Source organism: Ktedonobacter sp. SOSP1-52, assembly GCF_016587395.1.
Genome location: NZ_BNJH01000005.1, coordinates 239,329 through 252,362, shown reverse-complemented (window position 1 = coordinate 252,362; position 13,034 = coordinate 239,329). Strand labels below are relative to the sequence as shown.

Below are 13,034 nucleotides of genomic sequence, written 5' to 3'. Positions count from 1 at the left end.
GGGCTTTTGCCCAGAGATTGTGGGGTGAGTACGCATATAAGCTTATATGCGTACTCACCCAGTTTTTTCGCTACCATTAAATTAGGCATATATGCGGATGTGCCCGGCACCCTTGATCAGGTACAGTTGAGGTTGTTAGAGAGGCTCTTTATTGCATGATTCTTCATAGATGAGGAGTTGCGGGCTATGCTGCGACAACCTATACCACAGGTCTTTGACGACCACTTATACTTACAAGACTACTTATACTTACAAGACTACTTACCAGACCATCCGCAGGGCTATACACAACACACAACACCGAGAGTCACAGTTGGATCACATCAGTGGTATACCTGGCTCGCCGATGCTCAGAACAAGTCCTTCACCTTCAAGAGCCACTTTGGCTCCTTCACCGCTCGCCACGAGCGTCAGCGTAATAGCTGGTATTGGTATGCCTATCGCAAGCAACAGGGCAGAATTCGCAAGATGTACCTGGGGAGACCACAGGAACTTACTGCCGAACGCCTCAATTCTATCGCGATTAATCTCTGTACCTACTCTTCCTGCCAGCACAACTACCAACTCTTCGAGGCCAAGTTGCGTACGCCACCCCTGGCCAGGGACGTTTTGCCTCGCCCCCGTCTGCTCACAAAGCTGCAAAACAGTCTGGAGACAGGCCTGACCGTTATTTCCGCCCCTGCCGGTTGGGGCAAGACAACCCTCTTACGCCAGTGGCATAACGAAGTAGTCTCACAGGGTTGCGCATGTAGCTGGCTCTCGCTAGACAAAGAGGACAACCAGGCTACCAGGTTCTGGTCACACTTTATCGCGGCTCTCGAACAAGTTATGCCCGGCCTCAGTGACCTGGTATCCATTAAGCTTTTTTGCGCACATGCGACTCTGACGCAGGGTCTACACACTCTCCTACATGCACTTGACGGACTTTCTACGCCTGCTACGCTGGTACTCGATAACTATCATGTGCTCTATGCACAGGAGATCCACCAGGCACTCACAACACTTATTGAGCTGATGCCGCTCCAGCTTCACCTCGTGATCGTCTCGCGCACACGTCCAGAGTTACCCCTGGCCCGGCTACGCGCGCAGCGGCTCCTGAATGAGTTGCATATGGATGATTTGCGCTTCTCGCAACAGGAGATGCTTCAACTCCTGCCGCGACTGCTCGCGCAGCCTCTCACCACGGAACAATACGTCACCCTGGCAACCCGCGCCAATGGCTGGATTACGGCCCTGCACCTGCTGGTAGCTTCTATCCATGAGGGGGGAACTATAGAGGAGGTATGCGCACTTCCCCAACGCCATCTCAACGATTATATGGTGGAAGAGGTACTGCTACAACAGCCCGAGGAGGTACAGCGCTTCTTACTGGCAACCGCACCTCTAGATAGCTTCGATATCTCGCTCGCCAGCGCGGTCTCACTCCAGGCCAATAGCGAGGCTATGCTCGACTATTTATCACGACATAATATCTTCATTGAAGCGCAAGATTCCCAGAGAGGCTGGTTCCGCTATCAGCCTTTGTTCGCAGAGGTCTTACGTGGCTACCTGCGCCAGCATAGCGCCTCCCTGCTCCCTGAGCTTTACCTGCGCGCCTGCACCTGGTATCAACAAAATGGCCTGCTCAACAACGCGCTCTACTACGCCACGCAGGCCACCGGAAACGCGATGATTGCCCTACCCCAGGCGGATAACCAGCTCGGCAATCTGACAAGCTATTATCCTGTAGTCCAGGCTATACCAACCCTGAAGCACGCAAGGCGCGAGCTATTTACGCAACGCGAAAACGAGGTCATTGATCTGCTATTGCAAGGAGCTTCCAATCGCGAAATGGCTGCGAGGTTAATTATCAGTGAGGGAACAGTGAAGAAGCATGTGGCCAATATCTGCGGTAAGCTTGAGGTAAAAAGTCGGACGCAGGCGCTCGCTAAACTTATGTCTCAGCTTACGCCTGCATTAAACTCTAGAGACGTACCAGCATCTCGTGCTGGCTAAAGAGCTCGGTGAAGCCAAGCCTGAGACAGCGCGCATATAGAGCGCTACTCGCAGGTTCATTATAGATCTGAATCTTCGCATGCTCGCCCGCAGCCTCACGCAACAGGCTCGCCAGTTCCGCGTCAGTTAGTTCGCTCTGTAGCACGGCGGCCTGCACACGGGTGACGCCATGAGAGCGCTGTATAACCAGGCCATTCATACCACGACCAGGACCGGGCGCGACAATCGTCTCAGTGCTCAGCGCCAGCAGGCTCGCCAGTTCACGTCCCCAGCAAGGAAGCTCCGCGTCGTGGCTCAGCCAGGGCAGCAGCGTCTCAAGCGGCACACGCTCAACATGCAGTGACTCAGCCTCTGGTAGCGTCGCGGTCGCGACTTCGAGTCCCAGTAGCCGACGACGAGCGACAAAGCCAGCCCTCTTGTAAGTCTTGATCGCGCGCTCATTCTGGGTTAAGACTTCCAGTTGCAGCGTCTCAAAGTTAGCCTCGCGAGCTACATACACCATCTGCTCTGCCAGGAGATGGCTTACGCCCCTCCCACGAAAGGCGGGCGCAATCCCAAATCCTCCACACCAGGCACGCGTCCCACGTACTCCCAGGCGTGCCAGGCCTACGAATTCGCCCTCAGTGCTATACATGGCAACAGAGTGATTGGCATCGATATGATTGATGCGCCAGAAGTCTGCAAGCATCTGCGGCGTCATATGCATAGGAAAGAAATAATCGGTAAAGCTACTATTATGCATCTCGCTCAACTGGACGAATGTGTAGTCCGTCACATCCATAAAAAGATATTCGCTCATACGTTTGGTCTATTCCTTCCTCACCTCTTGATTTTTTTTGGGATAAAGTGCTAAAATCCCAAGCATAGCAGTCGGATATTAGCGTACCCTAATGTCAATATTTGCTGGCACTATTTGCCGACGCAGAAAAACAAAAATACATATACATGTCGTGTCAATCCTGCCCCTCTTTAAGAGATACAGATACTCACGACGAAAGGATTCAGTTGTGCCTACAGGAACCATTGTCCTTCTAGGGGCCTTCGCCGGACTTACTATTTACCTCGGTCTCCCTCTGGCCTTTCTTAAAAAAGCCCCGCAGTCGTTCAAGACTTTTGCCAGCATGCTGGCGGCGGGCGTACTGGTCTTTCTCTTCTATGACGTGATCAGCAAGGGTTCAGAGCCCATCAATAGCGCTTTAGAAACCTTGAGCCAGAAGCATACTGGTGCCAGCACCGTCTTCCTCGAAGCTTTCTTGATGATCGTAGGTTTTCTGGTTGGCCTGCTCGGCCTCGTGTATTTTAATAAATATATCATCGCACGCTACAAACCTGGCAAACGCGTAATCATCGAGGCTGATAGCGCTGAGGCATCGCCTGCACTTGTTGGGGCTGCCGCGAGCAAAGCCGCCATGTCTGCGCAGACGGAGCAAGCCCAGACCGTGGCGACAGGTGGTGCTGTGGCGACAGCGATCAAGTCAGTCAGGACGCCATCTCCCAAACTGCTAGCGCTCATGATCGCTATCGGTATCGGCCTGCACAACTTTTCTGAGGGTCTGGCTATTGGTCAGTCAGCGGCCACAGGGGCGCTCTCGCTCGCGGCCATCCTCATCATTGGCTTTGGCCTGCATAATATGACGGAGGGCTTTGGCATCGCTGGTCCTCTCACAAACGAGACCGTCTCCTGGAAGTTTATTGCCCTGGTCGGCCTCATTGGTGGTGGCCCGACCTTCCTGGGCACCGTTGTCGGCATGGCCTTCCAGTCTGATCTGCTCTTTATCCTCTTCCTGGCCCTGGCGGCTGGCTCGATTCTCTATGTAATTGTAGAACTGCTCGCCGTCGCTAAACGCATGGCCTCCAACGAGATCATCATGTGGGGCCTCTTCGTCGGCTTTATGCTCGGCTATATCACCGACCTCATCGTCACCTACGCAGGCGCGTAATCCCCTCACCCAACATCAAAAAACTGCTTAAAGGCTTTTTGGCTTGTAGAGATCCGGAAAGCCTTTTCTCTTGCTAAAATTACTGGCTGACCTTAAGTTTTGGCAATTGCGTTCGATTTATATAAGAGAAGGGTATTATCAGCTCAAACACAAACTCCTATGAGAGTCTCTTCCTTTTAAGACCTATACACATATACTGCATGGTGCTTGCAGTTACGAGCCTCACATAAAGTGATGTGCTCCAGCGGCTAAAACCTCGAAGGAGGCTTATATGCACACAATCAAGCACAAAAAATCAACCTCAACGCTCCAAGAACAGGTTTCGCAGCACCCTGCATCTTCTATTGAGCAGGACACCTGGCGCATAAATCCAGGCAATCAGGGTTTCTGGAAACGCCTGTATGCGTTCTGGGGAGCCTCAGCCTTTACACCGTCATATCTGCCAGCCCCTCTACGCCGACCTTCAGCTGGCTATATGTTGGCTCTACTGCTGCCTTTCCTGACAGTTCTGGGAATCTTCTACCTCAAAGGTATCGCTCCGGAATTAAGCTTTGTTAGCGCACCTGTAGTGCTGGGCATCCTCATCGTCTCTCTGGGCTGGGGAGCGCTTCCAGGCCTGCTTGCAACACTCTGGGGTACGTTCCTGCTAGGCTTCCTGGTCCTGCCACCGCATATCTCGTTGGCACTTGAGCAGATTGAGTTTTTCTATAGCATGCTTATGTTTACCCTGGTTGGCCTGGGCATAACCCTGCTGAGCACACAGGTACAGCGTGCACACCATCAGACCATCAAAGCACGCGCCGATGCAGAGGCTGCACGCGCGAATCTCTCGCGCATACTTATGCAAGCTCCTGTTCCCATTATTGTCCTGAGCAAAGATGAGCAGCGCGTTGAACTTGTTAATCCTAATGCCTGGCAGGCCTTTGGTCAGCGCCCGATTCTGGGCAAAACCTTACAAGAAGCCCTGCCTGAGTATGCCTCTCAAGTCACGCCTGTGATTCAACAAGTAGGTACAACTGGCAAAGAACATTCGATTGTCGAGCATCGTGTTCTTGTCGATCAGCACAACGACGGCTCCCTGGTTGAACAATACTATAACGTAGCGTATCAGCCTATGCTTGCTTCTCATGGGAACGTCGATGGTGTGATTATCATCGGCTCCAATGTTACCGAGCAGGTGCAGGCACGCCATAAGGTAGAGCACCTATTGGCTGAGCTAGATAACTTCATCAGTGTCGTAGCACACGAGTTACGTACGCCAATTACCGCAGCAAAGATGTGTGTTCAAGTCTCTGAACGCAAGGTACAGCGCGTGCTTGGCAGCCAGCCACAGGTGGAGGAGAAGAGCGATCTACTGTCTCTGTTACGGAAGAATCTCCAGCGCATCGAGCATCAGCTTGAGCTGCAAAACCGGCTGGTCCATGATCTCCTCGATGCCTCGCGTGTGCGCGCCGACCGCATGGAACTGCGCCCGCGTCTATATAATCTCGTCGAGAGCCTTCAGGATTGTGTCGAGGACCAACGCACGCTGCATCCTGATCGTAGGATACAGCTCATGATGCCTGAGGAGGCTGAAATACGGATCAAGGCCGATCCCGAGCGCGTGCAACAGGTCATCAACAACTACCTGACCAACGCGTTGAAATACTCTGACACCGATAAGCCCGTCGCCGTCGAGGTTTTCCTGAAGTCAAACGCGGTCTCTGTCTCTGTACGTGACGAGGGACCTGGACTGAATGAGGAACAGCAGAAACGAATCTGGGAACGCTTCTATCGCGCCCCTGGCATTCATGTACGCAACGGTTCCGGGGTCAGCCTGGGCCTGGGCCTCTTCATCTGCCGCTCAATTATTGAGCGCCAGGGTGGACGCGTCGGCGTTACCAGCACCCCGGGCCTGGGCTCAACCTTCTGGTTTACCCTCCCCTTAAGCAACTCATAATCTTAATAGTGCGAGGCCAGTCGGCAGCCTGTGGCTGTCAACTGGCCTCGCACTATTTTTAGGTTAGTTATCAAGTCCCTTGGGGGCATGGCGCTTAATGACGCGCTCGTTGGCTACCATGACCTTCTCCACTTCGTCAGCCTCCGCAACGACCTCGTACCCACCATATAGGAATGGCTGCACAAAGAAGTCCTGCGCCAGGATATGGTGAATACCATAGTGGGGATGGCGGTGATGGATATCACACAACACCATCATATTCGCCTCGGAATCAACAAAATCCTCGAGAGATTCATAATCCTTGACCTGGGGAAAGATGTGATGCACCTTCCTTGGATCACAGGCGTTCAGCAGGCTCCTCTCGATTGGATAGTGGTGCGTCTCAATATCCTGCGCGCCAAAGGGATTCTCTTTGGGATCTTGCAGGGTTGAATTACGTACACCGCAGATCGCGCAGGGCGTGTCCAGAACATGCACCAAGTGATGATGTGTGCGTTGGTAGATTGGCGTCTCCTCACGCGGGGGATGAGGCGGCGTCATCTCAATATGCGTGACATCTTCGATAGTCGTATGCACATGCATCAACGTTTCGCTCGGCGCACCATCACGCTCAACCTTCTTGACCTTAATGTCCTCGGTGATGCGCTCATGAACCTCGGTCGTCGTCTCGCCCTTCCTCCGCTCGACCTTCACGTCTTTCTGGATATTTTCACGTATACGCGTCTCTTTGAGACCCTTGGGAGTCACCTGAACCTGATCTATCTCCACTTGCTCATCCACATGCGCGCGCGCGTGCTTCTTCGCATTATGCGCCGCGTGAGGAGTCAGGCGCAGATGGGCCAGCCCTGGAATAGCCTTGAGAATGGGATCAAAACGGAGCGGCTTAAACATCATGTTTCTCCAAAGATGTTCTTAAATTTATTACAAAAGCAGACAAACAGGCTCACCTATCATAAAATCAACAGATGAGCCTGTCAAGAATGTAAGGCCTCTGTAGGCGAAAACAACTATTAGCTGTAGCGGCGCCGCTCCTCTGCTACAATTGATCAAAACATACTTCAGGATACGCCGAGGCCGAACCGCGCAACAAAGGCGAAGGCTTCTGGTTGAGATAGGTGTCAAAGAAGGCCCGTACATAAGCACTGGTAATACTTAATCCTCGTGCTCCATCAATGGGACCAAGTATACCCATAAGCTTAAAGGGCGAAAACATGACCGAGAAGTCAGAGAAATTCATGTGTTTCATGCCTTCAACGCCAAGCATGTATTTCTCGCCCGTGGGTACCGTTCTCAGCACAGAGCGAGCTTGCGTGAACAGGTCCTTGCAGTCGTTACAATTGTCTGTAGTACCATGATGCATAAAGAGGAATGGCTTTGTAAGCCCTTGCTGCACAACATCGCCAAAGAGGTTTCCATCCAGGTCGATGCCAGCCTTGCAACGCTCGTCCAGGTGACAGACCTCCGCGGCGGTCGCTCCACCGAAAGAATGCCCGAAAAGCCCCAGGCGCTTCAGATCTAACCTGCCAGCAAACAGGCTCTGCCCGGAACTATTCAAGCGCTCTAGTTGATTCATAACGAAAATTGCATCTGCGGCCCAGATCTTCTCAATCTGCTGGAGATGCGCATTGATAACGTTTGCCGGGTCGGAGGTCGCTGCCGTCTTTTCCCTCGTCAGTCGCCTGGACCACGCGGCCATCAGCGAAGGCCACGGCGGAGGCACTATAGGTTGGCGCAATGCCTACGACGATATAGCCATGGCTTACCAGGTCTTCAATCAGAGTAGTATAATCTGTGGGCAAGAGACCCATGCCAGGCGAGAAAATCAGCACTGGGTAGCGAGCTTGGTTCGTGGCAAGCGGCACATTCTCAAATGCATGTGCGCGAATAGTCTCAGCCCGCGAAATAAGCCAGTCTCCAAAGAGAGAGCCGCCATGATACTGGTCCTAGGCCTGCGCCCACGTAGAGGGAAGATAACTTGCTGCCTCTTTGCTCGCGCCTGACTGCGCGGGATACCAGACCCAGACCATCAGTTCTCGCTTGATCCCAGGCTTATGGGCAAAAGTCTCGGTCCGCGCCTGATCGACCCAGTCAAATACGGTTCGCCCAATCGCATACGGGCCACCTGGCTTTGGTAATTCGCGCGCCGTGTGGCTCATGATGCCACAATAGATCAATCCACCTCCCCCAAGCACTATGCCTCCAAGAATAAGACCCCCAGCCACCTTTAACAACAACCCTCCCCGCTTCTGCAAAAGCTTTCTTAAAAAGGTCATACAGCCTCCTCCATGAGGTACACCATTCAGCTCTGGCCCGTTTCGTGGGCCTTACTTATAGGTAGGAATGTGGCGTGTTTTTGCGGGCTGAGCCTGCAAAAACACGCCACATTCCTACCTTATTAACAGAATAGAGGAAAGCAATTCGACCAGGCAATGTCCTGCTACACCTTCTTTCAGGCTCTGGGTGCTTAAAATTTAGCACTTAGAGTAGCAGTAGATAAAAAGAGCGCTGGAAAGCACTTGTATGCTTCTCCAGCGCGTCTATCAGACAGGGCTGGTTAGTAGGTTCTCCTCTGGCTCTCCCTGGCATAAGGCTCCTCGACCCGGCTATAGTCATGCACAAAGTAGCCTACATAGGCAGCAATTGCGCCGACGACCAGATGAAACACATGACCCACAGCATTAACATGCATCACGCCAAAGAGCATACCATGCGAATAAAATGCTGGATAGACCAGCCCTGCCAGGCCAATCACCAGGTACACCACGCCGAAGATCTGGTTATACAGGCGTGACCAGCCGGTAAAGGCCGCGATAAGCCCCAGGAGTCCAGTTACCAGGTGCACAATATTGTGCACACGATCCACGTCCAAACCAAGCAAGCTGCGTGGCGCCATACCGGGAGCAATAAAGAAGCCCACGAGTCCAATTAACGTAAACACAATACCAATGATCAGGGCGACCCGGCGATTAGCGGTCCAGGTCGATCTCTGCTGTAATGGTGCTGCCATGTGTGCTCCTCTCTTTCACGATGAAAGCTCGCCAAAACATGTTTTACCGAGGGCACACGCCTGACCAGGACAGAAGGTAACTGAACTATTTATCTACCCATCTATGCTGATGACTATGATGGTAAGTTGCATACGCCATCCTCATTCTCAAGACAACTCGCCACTACGTGGCGAGCAAGGGTATTAGGGATGTGGTGAAGAAATGCCGCAGGCATTTCTTCACCACATCCCTAATACCCCAAAAGAAGCGCCGCAGACGCCGAGACAGAGCGAGAGGGTTCCTCTAACCAGGCTAAACGTTAATCCGCTCCGAGCAAGACTGGAGCTTCGCGCTGGGTAAGGTAGCGATGTAATTGTTCTTCAGCTTTGATGCTCACCATGAAGGTCACGACATCTCCCGCCTCAATAACACTGCTTCCACGGGGGAAAAGTAGCTCACCTGAGCGGCGAATTGAGACCACCAGGGATTCAGGCGGTAGCTGCGCCTCGCGGAGCGCGACCCCTGCCAGGCGCATGCGTGGCTCAATCGTCGTCTCAATCATGACCGTACCCTCTACCAGGCCACGCATGCGCCGCACGTCCTTAGCGACAGTTTCGCGATAGAGATGCACAATATCCGCGACTGAGATTAAACCCAGCACGCTGCGGTCGCCGGTCAGCCCCTCGGCATCTATCACAGGCGCCCAACTTACACGACGCGTACTGAGCCCCTCCAGCGCCTCATCAAGTGTGTCATCTGGATAGAAGGTCAGAACGTCGTCATACATGGCCTCATTGACAAAGCGTTGCGCGCGCTCCTCGCGCGGGATACGCTCGATATCCGCCATCGTTAATACACCCACCAGGTTACCAGCCTGGTCTATAACTGGTGCGCCACTCGCCTTATGCTGCCCAAGCAGCGCCTCCGCCTGCGAGAGAAACTGTCCAGGAGCGAATCGTAGCATGAGCGGTTGCATGGCCTTCTGGACAGAGAGGGTCGAGAGCAGAGGGAAGGAGAGTTGCAGACGGTGCGCGGGCGAGTCGGCCCGTGTTGGTACCTGGCTGGTATACATCGTAGTGCCACCCACCAGGATAGTGGCGATGCCAACCGCGATCATTGCGGGCGCCAGCATCGAAAGGTTTCCGGTCATCTCGGCGACCATCAGCATGACCGCCAGCGGGGCATGCGCGATTCCACCAAAGAGAGCCATCATACCCACAATCACAAAGGGCGCGGGCGTCGCGGGCAGGCCAGGAAAGACATGGTAACAGAGCCGCCAGAAGCAAGCACCCACCATACCACCAATCACCATGCCCGGGCCAAAGATGCCACCTGAACCACCCGAGCCAATCGAGAGGCCAGTGGTGAGAATCTTAGCAAAAGGGAGAAGCAAGATCACCCACAATGGGAGTGAGAGCAGGCCTGGCCCCATACTGACCTGAACCCATCCATAGCCCATGCCCAGCGCCTGCGGCATCACCAGCCCGATCAGGCCCACAAGCAAACCGCCGATCCCTGGCTTAAACCAGTTGGGCAGCTTCAGGCGATGGAAGATATGCGTGATACCATAGAAACCACGCGCATAGAGCAGACCCAGCAAACCACAAAGCACACCCAGGACAACATAGTAGAGCAACTGAGGCGGCGAGGTAAAGGCCAGATTGGGCGAAGTGGCAAAGATGGGCTGCCAACCAGACCAGGCGCCAAAGACGCTATAGCCAATGATGGAGGCCATAAGGGCGGGAATAATCGCCTCTACCTCCAGATCATCCTTATAAAGGATCTCAGCCGCCAGGATTGCTCCCCCCAAAGGAGCGCGGAAGATAGCCCCGATACCGGCCCCAATACCGGTTGCAAGCGCGATACGCCGATCCTGGACATCCAGGCGCAACACATTAGCAAGGATCGAACCAAAGCCAGCACTGATCTGCGCCGCAGGTCCCTCGCGCCCCGCCGAACCACCCGTACCAATCGTAATCGCCGAGGCCACCAGTTTGACCAGGGGAATACGCGCCCGGATCGACTTCCCCTCGTGGAAAGCAGCGATGGCCGCATCCGTTCCATGCCCCTCCGCTTCAGGCGCCAGGTTAAAGACGATAATACCTGAGACCAAGGCACCGAGAGTCGTCACAACGGGCAGAAGCCAGGGACGTGTCGCCGACCAGAAGGACATCACAGTCGTCTGTTCGCCCTCACCAGCGGGGCTGGGAGGAAGATAGCCGATCAGGCGCCCCAGGAAGAGGTCAGTCGCAAAGTGAATGGCCGCGTAAAAGGCGATGGCTCCCACACCCGCCACCAGACCAATCAAAGTGCTGATGAGCAGCCACTTCAGCAGATAGCGTGGACTTTCAAAACTGCGCCGGCCTCGCCTGATATGAAAGAGGCGCCGCAGAAACGTCACAATAGCAGATGTATTCATAAACCAGGGATAACCTCCTGCAAAAATTCTTGTCCTCTCATTACAATTCTTCTATCAACAATTATGAGTGGGCGGTCGTTCAATAAAAAAGTAAAAAAAGAGCACAGTATTGTCCCCTTATGCAGAGGCAATACCGTGTAGCACCATTTCAGCGACCTTGCTGGCCTGCTGGAGAATAACCTGTTCGGATTGTCCCAGCACGTTAGCTGAGAGTACAAAAGACTCCATAAGCGAGAGGACCATCAGCGCGGTCGATTCTACGTTTGCGCAGCGAATTTCGCCTCGCGCCTGGCTCTGCTCCAGCATAAAAGCAATGGTCGCCAGGTAATCCCGCATCAGTTTGGTCGCCTCGGCCTGGAAAGCCCGGTTTACGCCGTAGAGAGCGCTCATATAGACGTTAAAGCTATCTCGCTCCTCCTGAGCGAGTTGCACAAAGGCGCAGAAAAGACGCTCCAGGCGCTGCTGAATATTTCCATCGGTCGCGGGGGCCGCGCGAATCGCCATCAGGTGATCTTGCGCGATATAACGCAGCATGGAGAGAAAGAGCTCACGCTTATTCTCGAAGTAGAGGTAAATGGTCCCTTTGCCAATGCCCGCCTGCTCGGCTATCATGTTGATGTTGGCCTGGTCGAAGCCCAGGCGCGCAAACTCGCTCGCCGCCTGGCGGATAATATGGCGACGCGTGGCCTCACGCATCTGCTCATCAACAACTTTTGGCATAGGCTTTCTTCCCCTTCAACAAGGCTTCGTCGCATACAGCTATCTCATAAAAATGGGCTGTTGGTCATTTATTTCTCTTTTAGTATAGATGACCGCCAAACCTCTGTCAAGTGAACAAGCTAGTGGCTCGCTGATCCCCTTATCTGCTCGCGGTAGATCGAGGGGGAGACGCCGACGTGGCGTTTAAAGGCGGTGCTAAAGGCAAAGGCGTTGTTATAGCCTATACGCCAGGCGACCTGCTCGACGCTGTAGGAATCGCTGGAGAGCAGGGCCATGGCGCGGCGCATGCGTAAGAGGGCCAGGTACTTCATTGGGCTCTGGCCCAGTTGTTGCTGGCAGAGACGGCGCAGTTGCTCGCCACTGATCCCCAGCCGCGCCGCCAGCTCCTCACCGGTCCAGTCGTTGCTGATGTCGTTATTCACGGCCTCCCAGAGCTGCTGCAAGCGCCGTTCCTGGCGCTCAGGTCCAATGATGCGCTGGGCATACAGGGCGATAAGCTCGGTCCATTGTTGCATGGCCACCTGCTCGGCCTGGTCCATATACTCACGGTAGAGGCCCGCGATGACGGTGGCCAGGGGCTGCGGGTCAACCTGGACCTGGCGTGGACTCTCACCTGTAACGCTTGCCTGCTCAAGGCTGTCATCATAGGCAACCCAACAGACAGTCCAGGGTACCTCTTCGACGGCGTGATAGGCGTGTAAGACTCCTGGCGGCGTGAGATAGGCTGTGCCAGGTGTGCAGCGCCGCCATTCGTTCTCTACCAGGATCATGCCCCAGCCCTCCAGACAGAGTAGCACCTGGCTGGTTGCCGGTTGCTGGCGCACAAAGCGGAATGGTGCCTGTGCTTGCGATATGCCTACCAGGCCGATTCTATGTAAAGCAAAGGCCTGGCATGCCTGCTTGCCCACCATTTGCTCATGTGTATGCGACCCAATGATGTGGGTTTCACAAAGGTCTATTTGGAATTCACTCATGGACTCGTCTCTCATTTCGCTGTATTCTACCATAAAGAAGAAACACTGTAGTTCGATTTC

General features: G+C 53.9%; 12 protein-coding genes. 3 read left to right on the top strand and 9 right to left on the bottom strand.

The features are described from left to right. Positions 1-186: 186 nt before the first annotated feature. The gene (locus tag JMJ16_RS55040) at positions 187-1,995 is read left to right on the top strand and encodes a LuxR family transcriptional regulator (RefSeq protein ID WP_236601924.1); all 1,809 of its coding nucleotides are present in this window, start codon (positions 187-189) and stop codon (positions 1,993-1,995) included. Here JMJ16_RS55040 and JMJ16_RS41830 read toward each other — a convergent pair. Beyond that, positions 1,964-2,794: a GNAT family N-acetyltransferase gene (locus tag JMJ16_RS41830; RefSeq protein ID WP_201391235.1), complete on the bottom strand. Its 831-nt coding sequence runs from the start codon at positions 2,792-2,794 to the stop codon at positions 1,964-1,966. The genes JMJ16_RS55040 and JMJ16_RS41830 overlap by 32 nt on opposite strands. A gap of 208 nt (positions 2,795-3,002) precedes the next feature. Between JMJ16_RS41830 and JMJ16_RS41825 the strand changes: the two genes are divergently transcribed. Continuing rightward, entirely contained in the window at positions 3,003-3,935 is a 933-nt protein-coding gene (locus tag JMJ16_RS41825) for a ZIP family metal transporter (protein WP_201391233.1), read from the top strand. A gap of 271 nt (positions 3,936-4,206) precedes the next feature. Continuing rightward, positions 4,207-5,874, top strand: coding sequence for an ATP-binding protein (locus tag JMJ16_RS41820; protein WP_201391231.1), 1,668 nt, complete (start codon positions 4,207-4,209; stop codon positions 5,872-5,874). A 63-nt stretch (positions 5,875-5,937) separates the two neighbouring features. On the opposite strand, the gene JMJ16_RS41815 is transcribed toward JMJ16_RS41820, so the two are convergent. From JMJ16_RS41815 to JMJ16_RS41780, 8 genes are all read right to left on the bottom strand, one after another. Further along, the gene (locus JMJ16_RS41815) at positions 5,938-6,768 is read right to left on the bottom strand and encodes a hypothetical protein (protein ID WP_201391230.1); all 831 of its coding nucleotides are present in this window, start codon (positions 6,766-6,768) and stop codon (positions 5,938-5,940) included. A 142-nt stretch (positions 6,769-6,910) separates the two neighbouring features. Continuing rightward, positions 6,911-7,447: a hypothetical protein gene (locus tag JMJ16_RS41810; protein WP_201391228.1), complete on the bottom strand. Its 537-nt coding sequence runs from the start codon at positions 7,445-7,447 to the stop codon at positions 6,911-6,913. A gap of 31 nt (positions 7,448-7,478) precedes the next feature. After that, complete coding sequence (locus JMJ16_RS41805; protein ID WP_255553298.1) at positions 7,479-7,760, bottom strand: hypothetical protein; 282 nt, start codon at positions 7,758-7,760, stop codon at positions 7,479-7,481. 57 nt (positions 7,761-7,817) lie between these two features. Continuing rightward, the gene (locus JMJ16_RS41800) at positions 7,818-8,147 is read right to left on the bottom strand and encodes a hypothetical protein (protein WP_201391224.1); all 330 of its coding nucleotides are present in this window, start codon (positions 8,145-8,147) and stop codon (positions 7,818-7,820) included. A gap of 281 nt (positions 8,148-8,428) precedes the next feature. After that, on the bottom strand, positions 8,429-8,881 hold the full coding sequence (locus JMJ16_RS41795) for a DUF4383 domain-containing protein (protein ID WP_201391222.1): 453 nt from the start codon (positions 8,879-8,881) through the stop codon (positions 8,429-8,431). A 299-nt stretch (positions 8,882-9,180) separates the two neighbouring features. Next, positions 9,181-11,280 (bottom strand): chloride channel protein, encoded by a 2,100-nt coding sequence (locus tag JMJ16_RS41790; RefSeq protein ID WP_201391220.1) that lies wholly within the window; start codon positions 11,278-11,280, stop codon positions 9,181-9,183. A gap of 117 nt (positions 11,281-11,397) precedes the next feature. Then, positions 11,398-12,000 carry a TetR/AcrR family transcriptional regulator gene (locus tag JMJ16_RS41785; protein WP_201391218.1) on the bottom strand — a complete coding sequence of 201 codons (603 nt, stop codon included), beginning with the start codon at positions 11,998-12,000 and terminating at the stop codon, positions 11,398-11,400. Positions 12,001-12,119: 119 nt separating this feature from the next. Then, the gene (locus tag JMJ16_RS41780) at positions 12,120-12,974 is read right to left on the bottom strand and encodes an AraC family transcriptional regulator (protein WP_201391216.1); all 855 of its coding nucleotides are present in this window, start codon (positions 12,972-12,974) and stop codon (positions 12,120-12,122) included. Between the last annotated feature and the right edge of the window lie 60 nt (positions 12,975-13,034).